Here is a 22,329-nt window from a genome sequence, read left to right as displayed (position 1 = left end):
CAAAATCTAAAGTTGGAATTTGGTTTTTTTTATTTAAAAATTTCACTTAACCACAAAGTTTGTCATCCTGACGAAGGAAGGATCACACAAGAAACTCGACAAAGATTGTTTCTTTTGCATGCGGAATTACTAGTGTGATCCTTCCTTCGTCAGGATGACAAAATGCAATTGGAATTTAAAACTTAAAACTTGGAATTTCGATACTCAATCGGACAAGTTTCCAAATCTTCGATTGCTTTATGTTTTTTGTAATACAAATAAACAATTACAGAAATAAGACAGATAATTCCCTGAACAGCGACTGTAGCTCTTACACCTAAAAAGTGAGAAACATATCCAATAATTAAACTTCCCACAGGAATCATTCCTTGATAAGCCATCATGTAGTAGCTAATGCTTCTTGAGCGCATATTGACAGTACTATGAGTCTGAATGTAAATGTTGATAGAAGAAGTTTGTCCCATCATTCCAATTCCGCTTAAAGTCATACAGATCAATGCAATTGTAATACTGCTTGAAAGAGCTAGAATAATTACGCTGAAACCAAGAAGTAAACTTGCCGAGATCATTAATTTGTTCATGTTTTCAGCAGATTTTAGATTGGCCAAATAAATTGCAGACAAAACAGAACCAATTCCGGCAGCGCTTTCAAACCAGCTGAAAGTTTCGGCATTTCCGTTAAAAATATCTTTTGCAAAAACCGGCATCAAAGTATTAAAAGAAATGACAAATAAACTGCTGCAGGTAAGCATTAAAAGCATTCTGGCCATTTCGGTTTCTTTTTTTACATAATCTAGACCTTCTACTAAATCATCTAGCATATTCAGCTTGTTTTCGGCTTTAATATGTGGAGTGATTTTCATCAGCATTAGCGAAACCAAAACGGGTACGTAACTCACGAAATTTCCAATAAAACAGATATCTTCTCCATATTGATGCAAGATAATTCCAGCAAGAGCAGGACCTGCAATACGAGCAAAATTATTCATGGTAGAGTTTAGCGCTACAGCATTCGGGAGATCTTCTTTATTATCAACAATATCAATCATCATGGTTTGACGGCACGTCATATCAAAAGCATTGATAATTCCCTGAATAAGGCTTAGCGCAAGTATAAAATTGATATTGTAAATTTTAAGATAAATTAGCAAGGCTAGAGCTCCAGCTTGAAGCATTGCCAAAGATTGCAATACCATCATCGCTCGGTGTCTGTCATAACGCCCAATAATGCTTCCTGCTAAAGGTGCCAGAAACAAAGACGGAATCATACTTAAGAAAGTCGCCAAACCTAATAAAAAAACAGATCCTGTAATGCTGTAAACCATCCAGCTTACTGCTGTTTTTTGCAGCCAGGTTCCGATAACAGATACCGATTGACCGTAGAAAAATAATTTGAAATTTTTTGATTTTAAGGCTTTAAACATGACTCTAAATATTTAATACAAAGGTCGGGATTATGACAGCATTAGAAAAATTAATAATTTTACTGATAATAAGTAGTAAAACTTATCAATATGGAGATTTATCAACTGCAATATTTTATTAAAACAGCTGAGGTTTTGCACTTTACCAAAGCGGCAGAATTGTGTTTTGTAACCCAATCGGGACTTTCGCAACAAATTAAAAAACTCGAAGAAGAACTTGGTTTGCCTTTGTTTAAGCGAATTGGTAAAAAAGTGCAATTGACAGAAGCAGGTTCGGTTTTTTTAATTCATGCTAAAAAAGTAGTAGAGAATGTAGAAAACGGAAAACAGGCCATTGAAGATTTAAACGAAATGATTGGCGGCGAATTGCGTATTGGTGTGACGTATATTTTTGGGTTATTGATTTTACCTGTTGTCAATGCATTTGCTAAGAAATACCAAAATCTCAAAATTATTGTTGAATATGGAACTACCGAGGTTTTAGAACAGAAGTTAATTGATAACGAATTGGATTTAGTATTCGTTATTTCGTCACACGAAATTGAAATGCCGATTCAGAAAGTACCTTTGTTTACTTCAAATATGGTTATGGTGGTTTCTAAAAATCATGCTTTAGCCAATTTGGACAAAATTGCTTTTAAGAAAATAGAAGAGATTCCGCTGATATTGCCAGGGAAAGGATCCAATTCGCGAGAATATGTCGAAGAATTGTTTAAAAAGTTTAATATGAAACCAAAAATTTCGATAGAGCTCCAGTCTATTCACGCATTATTGCAAATGGTCGAAAATAGCGATTGGGCCACAATTGTAGCTGAAATGGCTTTAAAAGATTGGGATAGTTTGCAAGCCATTCAAATTACAGGAGTTTCTACAAAAAGAGATTCCTACATGCTGACAATGGGAGGCTATCAGAAAAAAGCCGTAAAACTATTTATGGAAGAATTTAAAAAAAGCATATAAAAGGAACTTACGTTTTACCTTTGTAAAGTCAGTTTTTTTTGTGTTATTTGCAGACCAAATTAGAAAGGTGTCCGAGTGGTTTAAGGAGCTAGCCTGGAAAGCTAGTATATGGGTAACTGTATCGAGGGTTCGAATCCCTTCCTTTCTGCGAGTTTTTAATTAAAAATAATACCAAACCTCGAAATGTATATTTCGAGGTTTTTTTATTAACTTTCTAGAATTGCGCAATGTACATTTAGAGTAACTAGAATAGGATTAATTGGTAGTACAATTGTTTTTTTGCAACTCAATATATTAAACGTCCTTTTAAGATGGAAAAGCAGGAATTTATTTTTTATAACACCGTTGATGGAAAATCTAATGTAGCTCTTTTTGCAAAAGATGGTGATGTTTGGATGAGCCAAAACCAATTGGCAGAACTTTTTGACACCTCTAAGCAAAATATCAGTCTGCATATTCTAAATATCTTAAAAGAGAACGAGTTAGATGAAAATTCAGTTGTCAAGGATTACTTGACAACTGCCTCTGATGGCAAAAAATATAATGTTGTATTTTATTCTTTACCTATGATTTTGGCAATTGGTTTTAGAGTGCGAAGTATAAGAGGTACACAGTTTAGACAATGGGCAAATCAAAACCTGCAAGAATATATGATTAAGGGGTTTGTAATGGATGACGAACGTCTTAAAAACCCAAGCGGAAGAACAGATTATTTTGATGAATTACTCGAACGAATTAGGGATATTCGTGCTTCTGAAAAAAGATTCTATCAAAAAGTTCGAGATCTTTTTGCTTTGAGTAGCGATTATGATGCTACAGACAAAGCTACTCAAATGTTTTTTGCAGATACGCAAAATAAATTGCTTTACGCTATTACAGGAAAAACAGCCGCAGAATTAATTGTTTCTCGTGCCAATGCAGATGTTCCAAATATGGCACTTACAAGTTGGAAAGGTGGTATTGTGCGAAAACAGGATATTTATATAGCAAAAAATTATCTTACTAGTGATGAGATTGATTTGCTAAATCGATTTGTAGTAGTGTTTCTTGAAACGGCAGAATTACGAGCAAAGAATGCACAAGATATTACAATGAATTTTTGGAAAACAAATGTTGATCGAATTATAGAGTTTAATGACAAAGAAGTTTTAACTCATAAAGGAAAAGTGACGCATTTACAAATGGAAGAAAAAGTTGATGCGATTTATGAAGAATTTAATAAGCAGCGTAAACAACTTGATGCCCAAAAGGCAGATGAACAGGATTTAGAAGAGTTGAAACAATTGGAAGATAAACTTACAAAGAAATCTAACTAATAATTTAGAAGAGATTTTCGAGTGGTTGACGGAGCTAGCCTGGAAAGTTTGTATATGGGTAACTGTATCGAGGGTTCGAATCCCTTCCTTTCTGCAAGATTTTAATTTAAAATAATACCAAACCCCGAAATCTGTATTTCGGGGTTTTTTATTAATATGTTTAGTGACTTATCCTCTTGAAGAATTTTTTATAGCATTAGTTTTTGATGTTGAAAATTTTCAGAAGTTACTTTTTATGTTTCCATAAACAAGTTTTTGTACAGGATTTTATTCATTATGGTAATCCGTAAAATAGCAAGTTATAGTTAATGTAATTTTGATAATATTAATCATAAATTAAAATAGAATGAAAAAATCAATCTCAGTTTTAATATTGCTATTTATAATTTCAGCGTGTAATGATCAAAAGAAATATCAAGTTGAAGATGTTTCTAAGAAAGATTTGGAAACATCCAAAAAAGAATTAATCGTAAATATTTTAAGTATAGTAGGAAAAGATAGAACAACGGTTGAAAAAGTTTTGGGCAAGGCAGAAAATACGGAAAAAATAAAACCATCCAATACACCATGTGTAAATAGAGCTTGTGATAGATTGACTTACAAATCAGGGAAATATGAAGTTGTATTTATTAATGATAAAGCAGATTGGATAACGATTTACAATGTGTCTGAATTTGACACAAAAGCTGAAAAAATTGAATTATTAGGTTTAAAAGTTTCAGACCCTGACTTTAATAGTCCTTTTAATGTTATTAGATGGAAAGACATTCAGAACATTAAAGAGATTAATTTTTTTGATAATGGTTCTGGGAAGCTTGATTACATTTATATTAAAGGTCAGACAGAATAAAATTGACCTCTATAGTTACAGTTTATAATATTTGATAAAACAAAAAAAGAGAGCTTAATAGCTCTCTTTTCTATAACTATATTTATAAAAGGCTTTACTTTTCTTTTAACAACTTCTCCAAATACTCATTTTTATCCTTTTCAGCCTGAACCAAACGCTCATAAAGCTCAACAACTTTATCTAAAGGGTTAAAATTGCAATAATTACCAGTATTAAAAACACCATTATCGTAAATATTATTAAAGTAATTAATAACGGCTTCTTCCGAAAAGTTTTTAATGGCTTCAACGGTCATTCCAAGTACTTTTGCTACTTCTTTAAGTTTTTCGTCGTCTATAGTTTCGCTGTTTTCCATAGCAGAAACACTTTGTTGACTCATTCCTAAAGCTTGTGCCAAAGCTTCTTGTTTCATATCTTTCAGCTCACGAATTCGGCTGATTTTGCGTCCTATATGACTTGGTTTTGTTGTTGTGCTCATACTTCAAAGGTATTTAAAATTTTTTAGAGAAAAATAGATTTCAGTAAAAAACAGGCTTTTTTTGTAAGATACGGTTTATAATTATTCTCAAAAAGCAAATTTACAAAAACAAAACGTCTAATCTAGCCCCGATAGAAGCGATATCCTTTTGTGTTGGGGTTCAACACAAAAGATACAGTCCCGATAGCTATCTGGACGGGACTAAACGTGATTTTGAAAATGAGTCTTTCTGCTTCTAAAAATAAAAAATCTTAATCTTGTAGTGCTATTTTAACCTTCGGCATCATCTTATCGACAAACATTCTATAAGCGGCTTCTGAAGGGTGCAAACCATCTGAAGCAACCAAAATAGGATTGTTAAGTCCTTCGCGCGTGATTTCTGTAATCGATACAAAGGCAATTTGATTGGTGTTGCAATATTTCTCTGCAAAAGCATTGTATTGGTTAATTTCTGTTGAAATGGTGCTGCTTTGATTTCCTGCAAGAGCTTGTCCGTATGGAGTATACGCGTAGTCTGGAATAGAAATTACGACAACATTTTTTCTGTCGCCTTTGGCTAGCATAATGGCTTTGCTGACTAATTCTGGGAATTCTTTTTCGTAAATAGAAAAGCTTCTATGCTGAAATTGATTGTTAACACCAATAAGGAGCGTTACGAGATCATAATTAGGTTCTGGATTTTGAGAATCAATGGCCGAAATTAAATTGGATGTTGTCCAGCCTGTTGTAGCGATTATTTTAAGAGAAATGCTACTAGAGTACATGGCGTTTAAACTTGCCTTTAATTGCTCCGGAAAACGGCATGTAGCACACACGCTTTGACCAATGGTATAACTGTCGCCTAAAGCTAAATAATTTACTTTGCTGGCAATTGGTGGTTCTGTGGTTTTGGGTGGAGTTACAACTGGTGGAGAAGTTGTGGGAGTAGTTTCGTCTGAACTGCAGCTCAAAAGAAATACTGAAAGTATAATAATAACTATTTGTTTAAAATGTGGTTTCATAATTTGTTCCAATTAGATTCTAGTCGCTTTAAACAAATAGTTACGTTAAATATGTGGGTTTGGATTTTTAAACCATTTCGGTTTTCATCACGATTTCTTCTTCGATGGCGTTCCAAAGTGCGATACGTCTTTCTAGGGCAAGAATTGAAACTTCTTCAACCTCTTTCCATTTTTGAGCATCTTCTTCACATAGTTCTGTAATCATTTGCATAGCCATTGGTCCATGCTCGTCGGCATCCAATTCGATATGTCTTTCAAAATAGTATAGCAATTTTGTTAGATCTGTATCGGGAAGGTTTTTCTGGAAATTTTTCAAAATCTGAGTAAACATACTCGGAATCAAATCTTCTCTTCCAAAAGTAAATGCAGCGGCAATTTCGTGCGGTTTTCCTTCTTCGATAACTCTAAAAGTAAAATCAAGGAAAGATTTTACATTTGGATGTAATGAACTTTGTTTGATGGCAACAAATATATTTTGAAGCGAATGCACTTCTGATAAAAAGCTTAAAACTCCGGTTGTATTGGCTCCACAAGCTTCCATTGCTTCTAGATACATTTCGTAGTGGCTTTGTCTTCTTCCGTCAATTGTCAAATCGGTTTCTTCTGCAAGAACAATTTCGTTAATTAAATAACGAGTTTCTGGGTTTTTAGTTGCAAACCAAGGTGTTGTTGTGCAAGTAAGTTTGGCCTGCAATGCTTTTAAAAGTGACATAAAATCCCAGACAGCATAAACGTGTGTTTCTAGAAAGCTGTGTAAGTCATCTATGTTTTGAATCTTATTGTATAAAGAATGATGTAATAGTTGGTCTTTTTGTGTTTGTATGCTTTTGTTTATCGTTTCGATATTCATTTTAAAAAAATTTTAATGCAAAGATAAAAAGCTTCTCTTTTAGAAGAAGCTTTTTAAGATTGATTTTGTATATATTTTAATAATTATCAATTATTTAAACGCAGGGATTCCAGTTACATCCATTCCAGTTATTAATAAATGTATATCATGAGTTCCTTCGTACGTAATCACACTTTCAAGGTTCATCATGTGGCGCATAATGGAGTATTCGCCTGTGATTCCCATACCTCCAAGCATTTGTCTTGCTTCGCGAGCAATCGTAATCGCCATGTTTACGTTGTTTCGTTTTGCCATAGAAATCTGCGCAGTCGTAGCTTTTCCTTCGTTTCTTAAAACACCTAAACGCCAAGTTAATAATTGCGCTTTTGTTATTTCGGTAATCATTTCGGCCAATTTTTTTTGCTGTAATTGAGTTCCTCCAATTGGTTTTCCAAACTGGATTCTCTCTTTTGCATATCTTAAAGCAGTATCATAGCAGTCCATTGCTGCGCCAATTGCTCCCCATGCGATTCCGTAACGAGCAGAATCTAAACAGCCAAGCGGTGCGCCCAAACCAGACTTATTTGGTAAAAGGTTTTCTTTTGGAACTTTTACGTTATCAAAAATAAGCTCACCTGTTGCAGATGCACGAAGCGACCATTTATTGTGCGTTTCTGGAGTCGAAAAACCTTCCATACCACGTTCTACTATTAATCCGTGAATACGGCCTTCTTCATTTTTAGCCCAAACAATAGCAATATCTGCAAACGGAGCATTTGAGATCCACATTTTGGCACCATTTAAAAGATAATGATCACCCATATCTTTAAAATTGGTAATCATGCTTCCTGGATCTGAACCATGATCGGGTTCTGTTAAACCAAAACAGCCAATAAATTCTCCTGTAGCTAGTTTTGGCAGGTATTTCATTCTTTGTTCTTCATTTCCGTATTTCCAAATAGGGTACATGACCAAAGAAGATTGTACAGATGAGGTAGATCTTACGCCAGAATCGCCTCTTTCAATTTCCTGCATAATCAAACCATAAGAAATTTGATCTAGTCCTGCGCCTCCATATTCTACAGGAATATAAGGACCGAAACCACCAATTTCGCCAAGACCTTTTATAATTTGTTTAGGAAATTCAGCTTTTTGAGCATATTCTTCTATTATAGGAGAAACTTCTCTTTTAACCCACGCACGTGCAGATTCGCGAACTAATTTGTGTTCGTCTGTTAGCAAATCGTCTAAGTTATAGTAATCTGGAGATTGAAATAGGTCTGGTTTCATGTTATAAAATTTTAGCAAAGCAAATTTACATAATAAAAATATAACAAATAGATATAAAATTGTTATATTTTTTTATGGTAAAAATAAAATTAATAGGAATTTGGCAAATAAATTGTAGTTTATTGATAATTTATAGACTATTTTTGAATTCCAAAAACAAACTTAATGAGGCTGATCATCTCTTTTTTCTTTTTATTACTAACACTTTTCAGTGGAACGGCTCAAACCAAGGGAGAGCTTACAGAAGAAAAGTACTTAGAATTACAGGATAAAATCCGCTTTAGTGTTAATGGAGATAATGATGAAGGCTTAAGTTATGTGAATCAGATGCTTAAGTCTAAAAACGACATCCACAAAGCTTTTGCTTGTGGGGCAGGTTCATATTTGTATCAGTTAAAAGGAAATGCTGATAAGTCTGAAAAAATGTATTCAGAAGCGATAAAGTACTTAAATAAGATTCCTGAGTCAACCGAAAAAACAAAACTTCAAGCCTATCTATGCAACTACAGAGGTCTTACTTATTGGAAAAGATCTAATTATGGTAAGGCTCTAGGCAGTTATCAAGAAGGAGTTAAGCTTTCTTCTAAAATAAATGATGTTGTTCAAATTGTGAAATTCAAAGCCAATATTGCTTTGCTTAATGAAAGTGTTGGCAACTATCAGTTATCTATAAAAATCTTAAAACAAAATGAAGCATTCTTAGACAAGAATGAGAGTCTGTACGAAAAAGATCAGTTTCAAAATTCTAAAAGTAACACGTATACCAATCTCGGAAATTCTTACGAAGGATATTATTCTAAAAATCGTCAAAAAAGCTATTTATTAGATTCTGCTGAATATTATTATAAAAAAAGTGTAGCCTATTCGGATAAATTTATTGATAACAAGACTACTGCAAAACTTAGTTTGGGTAATATTTATGTGTTTAAAAAGGACTTTACCAATGCCGAAAAAATTTATTACGATATCTCTTTTTATGCAAAACAAGTCGATAATGAATCTCTATATCAAGTTGCTTGTTTTAATTTAGGAGACCTTTATTATTCGATTAAAAAATATGATAGAGCACTCATATTTTTAAAAAAGGTAGATTCTATTAGTCAAAAAAATAAAAAGGTCGACATTAGTTTTTTTAGGTCTAATTATATACAGGCTAAGATTTACAGTATTAAAAATGAACCTGAGCTGGCCTACAAGCACTCTAAACTATACTTGGATTCTTATGAAAAATATGAAGGGAATCTAAGAGATGAAGCATTAGAGGTTAACTATAAATTGGGTACGGCAGATCTTAGCGGAGAAATGCTTAGTGTTCAGGAAAAGTATAAATATGAAGTGTTTTGGAACAAAGCATTGAAAATATTTTATGTTATTCTCGTAATTGGAATTGTATTTTTTCTCATAAAAAATATTAGGGATAAAAATAAAGCGCAAAAGAAGATGAACGCTTTAATTGAAGAGTTCAAAGCTAATCTGGAAAGGAAAGGACTTGAAAAAACAGAAACTGAACAATTTGCAATTGAAGCAATGGTAACAGAAGTTCCAGAAATAGAGGATGTTGCTTTGAAAAAAGAAAATGCTAATCTGAGTATCGACGAAGCCAAAGAAAATAAAATAGTAGAAAAACTATTGCTTTTGGAAGAAAAGCTAGAATACTTAAATGCCGATTTTACGCTTTCGTATGCTGCAAAAAAAATAAAGACCAATACCACTTATTTGTCTTATGTAGTGAATAAAAGATTTGGAAAATCATTTAGTGAATATTCTAACGAGTTGAAAATTAACTATGTTATCAATCAGATGATTACAAACCATTTGTATCGAAAATATTCGACACAGGCAATTGCAGAAAGTGTTGGTTTTAAAAATGCCGTATCTTTTGCAAAATCATTTCGCAAAAGAACTGGAGTGTCTCCAGCTCAGTTTGCGAATAATATTTAATTTCATAAGATATAACTTTTTAATTGTTTCCGTTTCCGCCAGTTTTCTTAGGCTCATTTGGATCAATAGTTGGATCGTCACCTCCTCCTTTAATTGTTTTTTGCTCTTTTCTAGAGATCGTTTCTAATTGAAAATTTTCGAATGTTAATTTGTTATTTTTCATGACTTTATTTTTTGGATTAGTTTTTAAAAGAGTTTTTTCTATTGTTTATGGATTCCCGTTTCCGCCAGTTTTTTTAGGCTCGTTTTGATTATTTGGATCAATTGGATCATCGCCTCCTTTAATTGTTTTTAGCCCTTTTTTAGAGATTGCTTCTAATTGAAAATTTTTGAATGTTAATTTGCTGTCTTTCATGACCTTATTTTTTTTGGATTAGTTTTTAAAGAGTTTTTTTTCTATTGTTTATGGATTCCCGTTTCCGCCAGTTTTTTTAGGCTCGTTTTGATTATTTGGATCAATTGGATCATCGCCTCCTTTAATTGTTTTTAGCTCTTTTCTAGAGATTGCTTCTAATTGAAAATTTCCGAATGTTAATTTGCTATTTTTCATGACTTTATTTTTTTGGATTAGTTTTTAAAGAGTTTTTTTCTATTGTTTATGGATTCCCGTTTCCGCCAGTTTTTTTAGGCTCGTTTTGATCAGTGGGGTCTATATTTCCCCCTCTAATTATTTTTTGTTCTTCTTTAGTAAGTTTATCTATTTGAAAATCGCTGAATGTTAATTTTGAGTTTTTCATGACTTTTATATTTATGGTGTTTAAAAAATTAGTACTATAAATCTTTCATATGTAATTTTTAGCAGTCTTATCATATGCGATGAAAACCACATAAAATTGATTATATAAAGTTTTTTTTTTGGTTTAAAAAGCTGTAGAAAAAGAGGCTTATTTGTGAGTTAATTCTGTTTTTTTTAAATTATATTTCTATGCTTTTTTAGGGAGTTTTTTATTGTTTTCGAGAAGCAGTTTTTAACTTTTTTAAGTCATTTTTTGCTTTATCTCTTATGATTTTTTTCTTGTAAAATCACTTGTTTTTAAGGATCTATTTTTCATGTTTTTTAATGTTTCGATTATTACCTATCCAAAACTAGATAAAAAGCAAAACCGTTAATCGAAAATGGGCTTTCTACGTTTTTTGATAAAGAAACAAACAGTTAAAACTCTAGTATTCAATAGATTGAATCGTGTACTATACTTGGTATAATTTATAAATTGTATGTGGTATAATTAATAAAATGTATGTGTTCATGCGATTTTTATCAATAAAATCTCCAATCTTTGCAGTGTAATTATGATTTAAAAACGATCAAAAACGATGTTAAAACTGGTCCAAAAATTTCTGCAAATCAATCGCTACTCAGATATCAAAAATGAGTTTAAGGATCTGTTTTTGTCACATCCAAATTATCCGAGTTTGTTTGCCATTACAGACTCGTTTGATTTGCTTTCTGTGGAGAACGCAGCAGTTAGAGTTTCGAAAGAGCAGATTGAAGATTTGCCTTCAAACTTTTTGGCTTATTTTAAAGATGAATTAATACTGGTAGAAAAAATTAAAAGTGGCGTAAGAATCACAACTACAAAAAAAGGAACTCAAAAATTATCATATGATAAATTCCTTTTAGACTGGAATGGTGTAATTGTAGCCATTGAACCAAACAACGTTGTAGCAAGAGACAATCTTAAAATAGAATACAACTGGTTGAAATATTTTCTGCCTCTTGCGCTGGTAGCCGGATTATCTTTCTTTTTTAATCGTTTTGATTGGTTTAGCGCTTCCTTTTTGGTAACATCGGTATTAGGTTTTGTCGTAAGCATATTTATTGTACAGGAGAAATGGGGAGTTAAAAATACCGTAATTTCAAAATTCTGTAATTTAAGTTCAAATACTTCTTGCCACTCTGTAATAAGTTTCAATGATGATATTGCAAATAGATGGTTGAGTTTCTCAGATTTGCCATTGCTTTTCTTTGGATCAAGCATCATCGCCATATTAGTTCAGCCTTTAAGTTCGGCTATTTTTATTGGATTTTTAAGTCTATTAGCTATTCCAATAATAGTTTGTTCTATCTGGATTCAGAAATTCGAGATTCAAAAATGGTGTATAATGTGCTTAGCAATATCATTTTTAATCTTAGTTCAAAGTATAGTTTGGTTTTCGTCAGATCTCTTTACGTTGAGTTTTAGTTTTAATGCCATTTTTCCTTATGTATTTTCGTTACTGCTTTTAATTCCGATCTGGGCGACAGTTAAGGTGATGATTAAAAAAATGCTTGATAATGAGAATTCTCTAAAAGAGCTTAAGAAATTTAAAAGAAATTATTCACTATTAAATTTCTTGTCTAAAAAAGTAAAATATACAAAAGGATTTGAAGATTTAAGAGGCTTGACTTTTGGCAACAAAAATGCAGGAGTTAGACTTTCTGTAATTCTTAGTCCAAGTTGTGGACATTGCTATAAAACTTTTCAAGAAGCTTTTGATTTAGTATTGAAGTTTCCAGACAAAATATTTTTGAATGTTCTTTTTAATATTAATCCCGAAAACAACGATAATCCTTATAAAGCAGTTGTAGAAAGACTATTAACAATTAATAGAACAACGCCAGGAAAAACAGTTGAAGCAATCTCAGATTGGTATATCAAGAGGATGGTTCATAAAAAATGGCTTAAAAAATGGAATGTTGATTCTGTAAGCATGATGATAAATCAGGAAATTCAGAAACAATATGATTGGTGCTCTATGAACAATTTTAATTATACACCTATTAAAATTGTCAATGAAAGGCTGTTTCCAAATGAATATGAATTGAATGAACTGAAATATTTCTTGAATGATTTTGTTGAGGAAGTTCAAGTTTTAGAGAAGACAGCATAAAAAAACAGAAATTTCGACTGTTCAAATAGAAAATGTTAATCCCCCGATTTAAAACCTGCAGTTATGTTAAAGAATATTTTGAAATTGAAAGGTGCGGTAGAATTGACTGCAAATGAGCTAAAAACAATGAACGGAGATCATGCTCCTATTTGTGAAGATGGATTTAAAGCGAAAAGATGTACAGAATTTGGAACGGTGCCAGCACATTGGAACTGCATACCAAATAGTTATGTTGGAAGCTGTTAAGGAAAATATTAAGCATCAAGTTATTAAGGATTTGAGGCTTAAACTCAAAAATGTAAATAACCAGTTATGTTAGAAAAAATTTTAAAAAGCAAAGAAACAAGAAAGCTGACAAAAAAAGAGCAGAAAAGCATTTTAGGAAGTGAGTATTCACAAGAACTGAATTGCAATGATACTGCTGTCGAGAAATATTATGCTTGCTGATTTTAATGTTTAGATAGTAACAATCAAGCGCTGTTATTATATAAAAAGGTATTAATTATGTTAAAGAAGATTTTAAAACTCGAAGGTGCTCAGTACATTAACAAAAGTGTACAGAAGACCATGAAAGGAGGAATTCCAGATTGTTGGGTTTATGCTTTGGAAGCAGGATGCATTTTAATACCGTTAGGCGAAACTTGTCCGCTAAATACATCATCAGGTATTTGTGATACAAGCCGTCTTTGTTGTTGATTTTTAACTTTTTTAAAAGTAATACGATATAGCCTTATTTAGAATTTAGTCATGTTTTTTTTGAATGTATAGGCGCTCGATCGTGGAACATTGAGCAAATTCTCAGTATTGATGATTGGTACTGAGATTCTTAGGATTTGGTCGCTGTGTTAATTTTATTTGGTTAGGGTAACCGCGACCATGTCCTAAAGAAATTGTGTTGCTAAAAATTTGTTTTTAAATACGAAACAGAGAAGATCATATCTTCTCTGTTTTTTTATGTTAAAATTCTAATATTGCAATTATGTAAGTTTAAAAGTGTTATATTTATAATAACAGTAGGTTTAATCTTAAAATTATAAATTTGATCGCGAGCAAATCATAAAATTTTAAAATTATTCCTGCAGAATATTTTTTAACTATAACATTTTTAAATTATGAAAAATTTACAAAAATTTGGTAAAGCTTTAAGCAAAGCTGAAATGAAAAGTATTAATGGCGGATTTTCTTGCTCTTGCAATGGTCGCTATCTAGGAGAGTATTCTTCTGCGAGCGCATGTTGTTCTGCTTGCAATGTAAGTTGCTAAATTGCAGAGTAGGGTAAGGAGGCAACTCCTTACTCTTTATAAAACCTTTTTTTAACCAGCAATAAAGCCTCTAGAATTACCTCAAATTATTATGATTATAAGTATTTATAAATATCAACAAAGACTCCTAGTTTTGCTTCTTGTGCTATTTTTTAATCAGGAAACTTTTTCGCAAAATAGTGCAGTTATTCTAGGCAAAGGTTTTGATAAACAAAATGGCAAACTTCTTAAAGTTGCAAAACCAATTGGAAATTATCCTAAAAGTTTTTATAAAAAAAATAGCGACGATATAAAAGTTGAAAATGGACAATTTGTAAAAGAATTAGAATTAGATTCTAACGGCTTTGTTACCATTTATGAGGATCCATATATGTTTGGAAGCTTTTCTTTTTTTGTAGAGAAAGGAGATTCCATAATAATAGAACAAAAGAAAGATAGAATTGAAATAAGTGGGAATAATTCAGCTTTTAATAACCTTTATACAAATAATTCATATTTAAAAGTAAGTCCAGATAGTGTTTTTGATGTTTTGACGGTTTTAAAAAAGTACAAAAATGCTGATGATGTTATTAAAAATATAGATATTCAAAAACAAAAAATATTTAATTTTTACCAAGCTTTACACAAAGAGAAAAAAATTAGTGCGAACTGTTTGAAAGCAGTTAATGCTGAAATAGATGGCCGAATTAATTTTTTTGCGGGTAATTATTCAGAAAACGGAAGAAGCGAGGAAACGAGAAAAAAACTAGGATTAGCATTTGATACTAAAGAAGCTCAAAAATTAGTTGAGTTTTATAATTCAAAATATTCTGTATTTAGCGAAAATAGTTTGTATAGTACCATATTGGATCAAAACCTCTATATGACGGGTTGGAATATGGAAGCACAGGCCAAAAAGACAAATAAAAAAGTCAACAGGTTTTGGAATCAATTTGATGAGCTATTTAAAAGTTGCAGATCAAATTTTGGTGTAATTGATTTTGTAGAGCCCGAACAATACAAAGAAATATATATTGCAAGTTGTATTTTTGAGTCAATACGATTCAATTGTGTAAAAAATAAAAAAGACTTAATAGCTGTTTATAGGGCTTTTATAAAAAAATACCCTGAAAGCAATTATAATACAATAATAGAGAATCTTCTTTTTGAAGATGATCTAAAGCAAAAGGAGAACAATAATTCTCCAATAGGAAGTTTAAGTTCGTATGACGCAGCTGTTGGGTTGTCGATTTCAAATATCCGTATTGATGTAAAGAAATCCTTTGAGGAGGCAATTGCTGAAAAATATCCAAATCAAAATTTATTCATTGATTTTTGGGCAACATATTGCTCTCCATGTATCAAACAATTTGAATATAATGACGAATTGCATCTGTTCTTAAACAAACAGGATATCAAAACGATTTATGTGACTATTGATAATGAAGCAAGTGTCGATTTATGGAAGAAAATGATTAGCGATTACAGTTTAGTTGGGTATCATCTTTTTGCAAGCGAGGTTTATAGAAATGAAAAAATAATGAAAGAAGTTATCGATTATGTGCCTCATTATTTTGTTTATAATTACAAAACAAAAAAAATAACTTTAGTTGAAGGTTATCCAAGTGAGAAACAAAAATTTTATGATAAAATAACGGCTTCCCTTATTAAATAAACTAGAGCATGGATAATTCCAAGAAAATAGCTTTGCTGTATCCTTACTATGGGAAATTTCCATGGTATTTTAAATTTTTTATTGAATCATGTAAGTACAATCCATCAGTTGATTTTATAATTTTCACAGACATAAAAATTAATGAAGAACTGCCAAAAAATATAATCGTAATTGAATACTCCTTTTTAGAATTGAAAAAATTAGTAAGTGAGAAAATGGGCTTTTCTGTTTCATTGAATTCTCCTTATAAATTATGTGATTTTAAACCTGCATATGGAGTGATTTTTTCAGAATTTATTACGGATTATGATTTTTGGGGACATGGAGACATTGATTTAATCTTCGGAAATATAAGGACATTTATGACCGATGAGGTTTTAGATAATTTTGATGTAGTATGTGTTCGAGATGAATATGTTACTGGGTTTTTTACTTTATTTAGAAATAATGAGTTTGTAAATAGATTATACGAGGAAAGTAAAGATTATAAGTTTGTTTTTCAAAACGAAAGAAACTTTGTATTTGATGAATGTGGCAACTTGTTTTCAGAGCTTCAGGCGGGAGAATCTATTTTTGAATTAGAATCGGAAATAGAAACAATGACTCATGTGATAAAAAGACTTAATCAGGAAGAAAAAATTAGAGCTTATTTTGATTTCTTTGTTGTTGAAGGTGTTCCAGGAAATTTGCTTTGGGATAATGGTACACTCAGCTTTAAAGATCAGTACGAAATACTATTGTATCATTTAATCACATTTAAGAATTTTCCACACTTTGTGCCTTTTTTTTGGAAAAAAGTACCTTCAAAATTTTATATCGGTAAGAATTACTTTTCCTCTTATCCTGAGAACTCCGCTAGAATTAAGTTCTATAAGATATTCTTTCAATTTTATTTAAGCATTTTAAATTTAAAAGAGGCATTTTTAAGATGGCTTGAAAATTTAAAAACAGCTACATTGTTATTTTTTAATAAAAACGTATATGATGTAACAGAGGTAGTTATAATCATTGATAATAAAAAAACAAGAAAGGTAAAAAGGTTAGAAAAAAAACAAATTGAAGGAAATGCTTCTAAAGAGATTTTAGGTATAAAATGATTATAGATATTTGACAGAAGAGTTTACAGAACTATTTTGATCTCATCTAATAATTTTATACTTTTTGTAAGTATTTTAGATTATATTGCTGTACAAAAAATTGAATGACAATTGAAAAAATTTCCCCATTATAAACAGGCAGATTACAAAGATTGTGGCCCAACGTGTTTAAAAATAATTGCAAAGCATTACGGAAAAACAATCAAAATTCAGGAATTGCGTGATGCAAGCGAGACAACTCGTGAGGGAAGTAATCTACTTTTTTTAAGCGATGCTGCCGAAAAAACAGGCTTTAGAACTTTAGGGGTAAAGTTAAGCTTGGAGAGATTAGAAGAGGTGCCCTTGCCTTGTGTGCTGCATTGGAACCAAAACCATTATGTTGTACTTTATAAAATCAAAAAAGGGACATATTACATTTCTGATCCAGCTTTTGGATTAATTCAATATAATAAAGAAGACTTTTTAAAATTCTGGATTGGCAATAATGCCGACTATCAAACCAAAGAAGGTGTTGCGCTGTTGCTAGAACCAACACCAGTTTTTTTTCAGTCTGAGTTTGATAAACAAGAAGGTGGAGAAATAGGTTTTGGACTGTTATCGCATTATATTCTTCGCTATAAATCATTTTTGATACAGTTGAGTATCGGTTTATTGGCAAGCAGTTTACTGCAGCTTATCTTCCCTTTCTTGACTCAAAGTATTGTTGATGTCGGAATCCAAAATCAGAATCTTAATTTTATTTATCTGGTTCTTTTTGCCCAACTTTTTCTTTTTGCTGGAAGAACAGGTTTGGACCTTATTAGGAGCTGGATTCTACTACATTTATCAACCCGAATCAACATTTCTCTTATTTCAGATTTCTTTATTAAATTAATGAATCTGCCTATTTCCTTCTTTGATGTGCGAATGACAGGAGATATTATGCAGCGAATAAATGATCATCGCCGTATCGAAAAGATTCTGACCACATCATCGCTCAATGTTCTGTTTTCTGTAATTAATATGTTTATAATGGGAGCTGTTTTGGCCTATTATAATCTGCAGATTTTCTTAGTGTTTTTTGCAGGAAGTGTGTTATACTTTGGCTGGATAATTCTATTCTTGAAAAGAAGAGAAGCATTGGATTATAAACGATTTGCAGAAATTTCGAATGAGCAGAGTAAAGTAATAGAGCTGATAAACGGAATGCAGGAAATTAAGCTTCATAATGCCGAAAAGCAAAAACGATGGGGCTGGGAGTATGTTCAAGCAAGACTTTTTAGGGTTTCGATAAAAGGATTGGTTCTAGAGCAGACCCAAACAATTGGTTCTTCAATTATTAATGAATTAAAGAATATTTTTATCGTATTTCTTTCAGCAAAACTAGTGATTGATGGTTCTATAACTTTAGGTATGATGCTAGCAATCAGTTCGATTGTTGGGAGTTTAAATGGGCCAATTACGCAGCTTATTGAATTTGTTAGGGAGCTTCAGGATGCTAAAATATCTTTAGCCAGATTGTCCGAAATCCATCAAAAAGAAGATGAAGTCCAACAGGAGGTAAACCAGACAAGTGAAGTTCCGCAAGATGTCGATATAGAAATTAAAAACCTCTCTTTTCGATATTTAGGTTCAGATATTCCTGTTTTAGATAATTTAAGTCTTGTAATTCCGAGCAATAAAGTAACTGCAATAGTGGGTGTTAGCGGAAGTGGTAAAACGACTTTAATGAAGCTCCTGCTCAAGTTTTACGAACCTGAAAAAGGAGAAGTGCTTATTGGAAACTCTCAGCTTAAAAATATTTCGCAACATGCATGGAGAGCTAATATTGGAGCCGTAATGCAGGAAGGTTTTATTTTTAGCGATACCATTGCTAATAATATTGCTATTGGAGTGGATAAAATCGATAAAGAAAGATTGCTTTATGCTGCAGATGTGGCAAATATTAAACAGTATATCAGTGAGCTGCCTCTAAATTTTAATACTAAGGTTGGTTCTGAAGGGTTAGGAATGAGTACAGGACAGAAACAGCGTCTGCTTATTGCAAGGGCGGTTTATAAAAATCCCGAAATTTTATTTTTTGATGAAGCGACTTCAGCCTTAGATGCCAATAATGAAAAGGAAATCATGAAAAAACTTGATATTTTTTTTAAAGACAAAACGGTTGTGGTAATCGCGCATCGATTGAGTACTGTTATGAATGCTGATCAGATTGTGGTTTTAGATAAAGGAAAAATCATAGAGATAGGAAGCCATTCGGAATTGGTAGAACAAAAGGGTAGTTATTTTGAATTGGTTAGAAATCAGCTGCAATTAGGAAATTAATCATGAACAAAGATACATTTGAATTAAGAAGCGAAGAGGTTCAGGATATCCTGACCAAAGTGCCACATTGGATGATACGATGGGGTACGGTTTTAATATTTGCCATAATTGTTTTGCTGTTTTTTGTTTCCTGGTTTGTCAAATATCCAGATGTTGTAAAAACAGAAATTGTAATTACCACTAATATTCCGCCAGAGAAAATAGTTTCAAAATCTTCTGGACGTATTGAGGCTATTTTGGTTAAAAATAAAATGCTGGTTCCTAAAAACAGCACATTGGCTATTATTGAAAATACAGCCAATTACAAGGATATTTTTCGACTAAAGGATATTGTTGATAAATACGACATCAACAACTCGCAAAAAGAATTTCCTTTTGAGCAATTGAAAAATACGCAATTCGGTGAAGTAGAAAGTGCGTATGCTGCATTCCAGAAAGATTATCAGGCACAGGAACTCAATAAAGATCTTCATCCATTTCAGATCGAAAGTAGAGCGCAACAGTCCGAAAAAATCCAAATAACAGAAAGGTTGGAAATCCTGCAACAGCAAAAAATAATTAACGAACGCGAATTGGAGCTTCAGAAAAACGAAGTAGCCCGTTTTGAAACGCTGTTTAATAAAGGAATTATTTCTGCACAGGAAATGGAAGTTAAAAAATTGAATTTCCTTCAGGCGCAAAAGAACTATCGAAGCCTGCTGTCTTCGATTTCTCAATTGAGGTCTTCTTTGATTGACAACACAAAATCAAGTCAGAATTTGCAAATAAATAGCACTAAAGAAGAAGTTAATCTTGATCGTAGTGTTTCGCAGTCCTTTTATCAATTGAAAAAAGTGATAAGAGATTGGGAGTTGGCATATGCCTTAAAATCGTCAATTAGCGGAAAGGTTACCTTTTTGCAGGTTTGGAATGAAAATCAGACCATAAATGTTGGCGATAACGTGTTTTCGATTATTCCAGATGCAAAAAACAGTTTCATAGGAAAAGTAAAAGCTCCAGCTTTAAATTCAGGAAAAATAAAAGTAGGTCAGAGGGTCAATATTCGTTTGGCAAATTTTCCTGATAGAGAATTTGGCGTTCTGAAAGGAGAGATCAAAAATATTTCGCTAGTGCCTGATAAAGAAGGAAATCTACTTATAGATGTTGCGCTTCCAAACGGTTTGAAAACTTCATATAATAAACAAATTACTTTCCAACAGGAAATGAAAGGAAATGCAGAGATTGTAACCGAAGATCTGCGCTTAATTGAGAGAATTCTGTATCAGTTTAAAAGCATTTTTGAACAAGTTTAAAAATTAACCAATCCCACAATACCTAACCACTAACCAAAATCACAAATTTTAAATGAAAAAAACATTACTTTTTGCATTTTTACTATTATTTCAATTTTCTTTTTCAAAACCAATTACCGAAACTCAAAAGCTTGCTGCAACCTGCAAAGTCTGGGGTTTCCTAAAATATTATCATTCAAATGTTACCGATGGAAGTAAAAATTGGGATGAACAATTATTTCAAATTCTGCCAAAAGTAGAAGAGGCGAAGACTTCTGAAGCATTTTCTCTTGTAATTGAAAATTGGATTGATTCTTTGGGGGAAATTAAAAAACAGGAATCTTTAAAACCTGCTGTAAAAAAAGAATATTTTGATAAAAATTTCGATTTGTCATGGAGCAATAATAAAGAATTGTTCTCGAAATCACTTTCAAAAAAATTGAAATTTATTGAAGAAAATAGAATTCAGGAAAAACAGTATTATGTTGCTTATGAATTCGGAAGTAATGGTCCTCCATTGCAATTTAAAAATGAAGTAAAATATGCAGATTTTAAATGGACGGACAAAAATTTACGTCTTTTAACCCTTTTTAGATATTGGAATTACATCGAATATTTCTTTCCATATAAATATCAAATGGATGAAAATTGGGATAAAGTATTAAATGAAATGCTGCCAAGATATTATACGCCAGAATCTGAAAAGGATTTTAATTTGGCAATGCGTGAGATCTCTGTAAAGCTAAATGATACTCACGCCTCAACTAGTATGCCTCAATTGTTTGAATATTTTGGCGATAAATTTATTCCTGTAGACGTTACTATCATTGATGAAAAAGCAATTGTTGTTGCATTGAAAAATGATTCTCTGGCAAAAGTTAGTGACATTAAGATTGGCGACGTAATTACAAAAGTAGAAGGGAAGACTATTGCAGAAATTTTGAATGAAAACCGAAAATATGTAGAAGGATCTAACGAGCCATCTGTTTTAAGGAATGCATATTGGGCAATTTTTAATGGCAAAACACCTTCATTTGAAATCGAGTATATTCGAGACGGAAAAACTTCAATAAAGTCTATTAATAGATATGAGTATGAAGATTTAAAAATTCAGTTTCCAGATAAAGAAAAATGGAAAATTTTAGAGGGCAATATCGGTTATGTTGATTTTAATGAACTTGATCCAGCAGATGTTCCGGCCTTAATTTCAGCCTTAAATAATACAAATGCAATAATTTTTGACAATAGAAATCGACCACACGAGGTTATGTATCCAATTGTAGATTGGCTTAATCCTGAAGAGAAAGAATTTGCCAGATTTCTTGATCCAGATGTAAATTATCCTGGACGTTATTATTGGAGAAAAGAAATTCAGAAGTGCGGGAAAAGCAATCCAGATCATTACAAAGGAAAAGTAATTGTGATAACAAATGAAAAAGCTGTAAGTCATGCTGAATTTACTGTAATGAGTTTACAAACGGTTCCTAATTGTGTAGTTATCGGAAGTCAGACTGGTGGAGCTGATGGTGCAAATTACAGATTTCAAATCATTAAAGGATTTGGTTCTTCATTTACCTGCTATGGAGTTTTTTATCCAAACAAAAAAGAAACGCAGCGAATAGGGATTGTTCCAAATATTGAAGTAAAACCATCTATTTTAGGAATTCAGCAAGGAAGAGATGAGGTTTTGGAAAGAGCTGTTCTTTTTGCTAAAAATGGTAAATAGAAAATTTAAATAGAGTCTTTGTCAAAGTTTTAAACTTTGACAAAGATATTTTTTT

At 32.0% G+C, this 22,329-nt stretch carries 21 protein-coding genes and 2 tRNA genes; 14 read left to right on the top strand and 9 right to left on the bottom strand.

Going from position 1 to position 22,329, the window contains the following annotated elements:
• Nucleotides 1-182 precede the first annotated feature (182 nt).
• Nucleotides 183-1,424, bottom strand: a complete 1,242-nt coding sequence (locus tag ACFO3N_RS01205) for an MFS transporter (RefSeq protein WP_379794911.1) — start codon at nt 1,422-1,424, stop codon at nt 183-185.
• Nucleotides 1,425-1,514: 90 nt separating this feature from the next.
• Here ACFO3N_RS01205 and ACFO3N_RS01200 point away from each other — a divergent pair, with 90 nt between their 5' ends.
• The 5 genes from ACFO3N_RS01200 (at nt 1,515) to ACFO3N_RS01180 (ending at nt 4,550) form a co-directional block, all read left to right on the top strand.
• Entirely contained in the window at nt 1,515-2,384 is an 870-nt protein-coding gene (locus ACFO3N_RS01200; protein ID WP_379794910.1) for a LysR substrate-binding domain-containing protein, read from the top strand.
• 61 nt (nt 2,385-2,445) lie between these two features.
• Nucleotides 2,446-2,532 (top strand) — tRNA-Ser (locus ACFO3N_RS01195).
• 163 nt (nt 2,533-2,695) lie between these two features.
• Nucleotides 2,696-3,700 carry a virulence RhuM family protein gene (locus tag ACFO3N_RS01190; RefSeq protein ID WP_379794909.1) on the top strand — a complete coding sequence of 335 codons (1,005 nt, stop codon included), beginning with the start codon at nt 2,696-2,698 and terminating at the stop codon, nt 3,698-3,700.
• A gap of 6 nt (nt 3,701-3,706) precedes the next feature.
• Nucleotides 3,707-3,794, top strand: a tRNA-Ser gene (locus ACFO3N_RS01185).
• Between the two features lie 252 nt (nt 3,795-4,046).
• Nucleotides 4,047-4,550, top strand: coding sequence for a hypothetical protein (locus ACFO3N_RS01180; RefSeq protein ID WP_379794908.1), 504 nt, complete (start codon nt 4,047-4,049; stop codon nt 4,548-4,550).
• 94 nt (nt 4,551-4,644) lie between these two features.
• On the opposite strand, the gene ACFO3N_RS01175 is transcribed toward ACFO3N_RS01180, so the two are convergent.
• The 4 genes from ACFO3N_RS01175 to ACFO3N_RS01160 form a co-directional block, all read right to left on the bottom strand.
• Nucleotides 4,645-5,028 (bottom strand): helix-turn-helix domain-containing protein, encoded by a 384-nt coding sequence (locus ACFO3N_RS01175; RefSeq protein WP_379794907.1) that lies wholly within the window; start codon nt 5,026-5,028, stop codon nt 4,645-4,647.
• Nucleotides 5,029-5,279: 251 nt separating this feature from the next.
• The gene (locus tag ACFO3N_RS01170; RefSeq protein WP_379794906.1) at nt 5,280-6,029 is read right to left on the bottom strand and encodes an SGNH/GDSL hydrolase family protein; all 750 of its coding nucleotides are present in this window, start codon (nt 6,027-6,029) and stop codon (nt 5,280-5,282) included.
• Nucleotides 6,030-6,096: 67 nt separating this feature from the next.
• Complete coding sequence (locus tag ACFO3N_RS01165) at nt 6,097-6,879, bottom strand: DUF3050 domain-containing protein (protein WP_248729058.1); 783 nt, start codon at nt 6,877-6,879, stop codon at nt 6,097-6,099.
• 90 nt (nt 6,880-6,969) lie between these two features.
• On the bottom strand, nt 6,970-8,148 hold the full coding sequence (locus ACFO3N_RS01160; RefSeq protein ID WP_248729059.1) for an acyl-CoA dehydrogenase family protein: 1,179 nt from the start codon (nt 8,146-8,148) through the stop codon (nt 6,970-6,972).
• Nucleotides 8,149-8,313: 165 nt separating this feature from the next.
• Here ACFO3N_RS01160 and ACFO3N_RS01155 point away from each other — a divergent pair, with 165 nt between their 5' ends.
• Nucleotides 8,314-10,089 carry a helix-turn-helix domain-containing protein gene (locus ACFO3N_RS01155; protein WP_379794905.1) on the top strand — a complete coding sequence of 592 codons (1,776 nt, stop codon included), beginning with the start codon at nt 8,314-8,316 and terminating at the stop codon, nt 10,087-10,089.
• Nucleotides 10,090-10,108: 19 nt separating this feature from the next.
• On the opposite strand, the gene ACFO3N_RS01150 is transcribed toward ACFO3N_RS01155, so the two are convergent.
• From ACFO3N_RS01150 to ACFO3N_RS01135, 4 genes are read right to left on the bottom strand one after another with little or no spacing between them, the layout of a single operon-like run.
• Nucleotides 10,109-10,252 (bottom strand): rSAM-modified peptide, encoded by a 144-nt coding sequence (locus ACFO3N_RS01150; protein ID WP_379794904.1) that lies wholly within the window; start codon nt 10,250-10,252, stop codon nt 10,109-10,111.
• 45 nt (nt 10,253-10,297) lie between these two features.
• Complete coding sequence (locus ACFO3N_RS01145; protein WP_379794903.1) at nt 10,298-10,444, bottom strand: rSAM-modified peptide; 147 nt, start codon at nt 10,442-10,444, stop codon at nt 10,298-10,300.
• A gap of 48 nt (nt 10,445-10,492) precedes the next feature.
• Nucleotides 10,493-10,639 (bottom strand): TIGR04149 family rSAM-modified RiPP, encoded by a 147-nt coding sequence (locus ACFO3N_RS01140; protein WP_379794902.1) that lies wholly within the window; start codon nt 10,637-10,639, stop codon nt 10,493-10,495.
• A gap of 46 nt (nt 10,640-10,685) precedes the next feature.
• Nucleotides 10,686-10,826, bottom strand: coding sequence for a hypothetical protein (locus ACFO3N_RS01135; protein ID WP_379794901.1), 141 nt, complete (start codon nt 10,824-10,826; stop codon nt 10,686-10,688).
• Between the two features lie 577 nt (nt 10,827-11,403).
• Between ACFO3N_RS01135 and ACFO3N_RS01130 the strand changes: the two genes are divergently transcribed.
• The 8 genes from ACFO3N_RS01130 to ACFO3N_RS01095 all read left to right on the top strand — a co-directional run bounded on the left by ACFO3N_RS01130 (nt 11,404) and on the right by ACFO3N_RS01095 (nt 22,274).
• Complete coding sequence (locus ACFO3N_RS01130) at nt 11,404-12,960, top strand: vitamin K epoxide reductase family protein (protein ID WP_250834426.1); 1,557 nt, start codon at nt 11,404-11,406, stop codon at nt 12,958-12,960.
• 63 nt (nt 12,961-13,023) lie between these two features.
• Complete coding sequence (locus ACFO3N_RS01125) at nt 13,024-13,206, top strand: hypothetical protein (protein WP_379794900.1); 183 nt, start codon at nt 13,024-13,026, stop codon at nt 13,204-13,206.
• Nucleotides 13,207-13,464: 258 nt separating this feature from the next.
• Entirely contained in the window at nt 13,465-13,656 is a 192-nt protein-coding gene (locus ACFO3N_RS01120) for a hypothetical protein (protein ID WP_250834424.1), read from the top strand.
• Between the two features lie 657 nt (nt 13,657-14,313).
• Nucleotides 14,314-15,876 carry a TlpA family protein disulfide reductase gene (locus ACFO3N_RS01115; protein WP_379794899.1) on the top strand — a complete coding sequence of 521 codons (1,563 nt, stop codon included), beginning with the start codon at nt 14,314-14,316 and terminating at the stop codon, nt 15,874-15,876.
• 8 nt (nt 15,877-15,884) lie between these two features.
• Entirely contained in the window at nt 15,885-16,973 is a 1,089-nt protein-coding gene (locus ACFO3N_RS01110; protein ID WP_379794898.1) for a DUF6625 family protein, read from the top strand.
• A 111-nt stretch (nt 16,974-17,084) separates the two neighbouring features.
• On the top strand, nt 17,085-19,277 hold the full coding sequence (locus ACFO3N_RS01105) for a peptidase domain-containing ABC transporter (RefSeq protein ID WP_379794897.1): 2,193 nt from the start codon (nt 17,085-17,087) through the stop codon (nt 19,275-19,277).
• Nucleotides 19,278-19,279: 2 nt separating this feature from the next.
• Nucleotides 19,280-20,569, top strand: a complete 1,290-nt coding sequence (locus ACFO3N_RS01100) for an HlyD family secretion protein (protein ID WP_379794896.1) — start codon at nt 19,280-19,282, stop codon at nt 20,567-20,569.
• 52 nt (nt 20,570-20,621) lie between these two features.
• Entirely contained in the window at nt 20,622-22,274 is a 1,653-nt protein-coding gene (locus ACFO3N_RS01095; protein WP_379794895.1) for a S41 family peptidase, read from the top strand.
• Nucleotides 22,275-22,329 lie beyond the last annotated feature (55 nt).

Source organism: Flavobacterium chungangensis, from assembly GCF_042654045.1.
GTDB lineage: Bacteria > Bacteroidota > Bacteroidia > Flavobacteriales > Flavobacteriaceae > Flavobacterium > Flavobacterium chungangensis.
The sequence above is the reverse complement of the archived record's forward strand: the minus strand, read 5'-3'. Positions and strand labels throughout refer to the sequence as shown.

Excerpts from the sequence above, each read along its gene's own strand:
- ACFO3N_RS01200 (WP_379794910.1), top strand. The coding sequence starts at position 1,515 with ATGGAGATTTATCAACTGCAATATTTTATTAAAACAGCTGAGGTTTTG.
- ACFO3N_RS01120 (WP_250834424.1), top strand. The coding sequence starts at position 13,465 with ATGTTAAAGAAGATTTTAAAACTCGAAGGTGCTCAGTACATTAACAAA.
- ACFO3N_RS01140 (WP_379794902.1), bottom strand. The coding sequence starts at position 10,639 with ATGAAAAATAGCAAATTAACATTCGGAAATTTTCAATTAGAAGCAATC.
- ACFO3N_RS01145 (WP_379794903.1), bottom strand. The coding sequence starts at position 10,444 with ATGAAAGACAGCAAATTAACATTCAAAAATTTTCAATTAGAAGCAATC.
- ACFO3N_RS01125 (WP_379794900.1), top strand. The coding sequence starts at position 13,024 with ATGTTAAAGAATATTTTGAAATTGAAAGGTGCGGTAGAATTGACTGCA.
- ACFO3N_RS01095 (WP_379794895.1), top strand. The coding sequence starts at position 20,622 with ATGAAAAAAACATTACTTTTTGCATTTTTACTATTATTTCAATTTTCT.
- ACFO3N_RS01110 (WP_379794898.1), top strand. The coding sequence starts at position 15,885 with ATGGATAATTCCAAGAAAATAGCTTTGCTGTATCCTTACTATGGGAAA.
- ACFO3N_RS01180 (WP_379794908.1), top strand. The coding sequence starts at position 4,047 with ATGAAAAAATCAATCTCAGTTTTAATATTGCTATTTATAATTTCAGCG.
- ACFO3N_RS01175 (WP_379794907.1), bottom strand. The coding sequence starts at position 5,028 with ATGAGCACAACAACAAAACCAAGTCATATAGGACGCAAAATCAGCCGA.
- ACFO3N_RS01150 (WP_379794904.1), bottom strand. The coding sequence starts at position 10,252 with ATGAAAAATAACAAATTAACATTCGAAAATTTTCAATTAGAAACGATC.
- ACFO3N_RS01115 (WP_379794899.1), top strand. The coding sequence starts at position 14,314 with ATGATTATAAGTATTTATAAATATCAACAAAGACTCCTAGTTTTGCTT.
- ACFO3N_RS01165 (WP_248729058.1), bottom strand. The coding sequence starts at position 6,879 with ATGAATATCGAAACGATAAACAAAAGCATACAAACACAAAAAGACCAA.
- ACFO3N_RS01205 (WP_379794911.1), bottom strand. The coding sequence starts at position 1,424 with ATGTTTAAAGCCTTAAAATCAAAAAATTTCAAATTATTTTTCTACGGT.
- ACFO3N_RS01135 (WP_379794901.1), bottom strand. The coding sequence starts at position 10,826 with ATGAAAAACTCAAAATTAACATTCAGCGATTTTCAAATAGATAAACTT.
- ACFO3N_RS01130 (WP_250834426.1), top strand. The coding sequence starts at position 11,404 with ATGTTAAAACTGGTCCAAAAATTTCTGCAAATCAATCGCTACTCAGAT.
- ACFO3N_RS01160 (WP_248729059.1), bottom strand. The coding sequence starts at position 8,148 with ATGAAACCAGACCTATTTCAATCTCCAGATTACTATAACTTAGACGAT.
- ACFO3N_RS01155 (WP_379794905.1), top strand. The coding sequence starts at position 8,314 with ATGAGGCTGATCATCTCTTTTTTCTTTTTATTACTAACACTTTTCAGT.
- ACFO3N_RS01190 (WP_379794909.1), top strand. The coding sequence starts at position 2,696 with ATGGAAAAGCAGGAATTTATTTTTTATAACACCGTTGATGGAAAATCT.
- ACFO3N_RS01100 (WP_379794896.1), top strand. The coding sequence starts at position 19,280 with ATGAACAAAGATACATTTGAATTAAGAAGCGAAGAGGTTCAGGATATC.
- ACFO3N_RS01170 (WP_379794906.1), bottom strand. The coding sequence starts at position 6,029 with ATGAAACCACATTTTAAACAAATAGTTATTATTATACTTTCAGTATTT.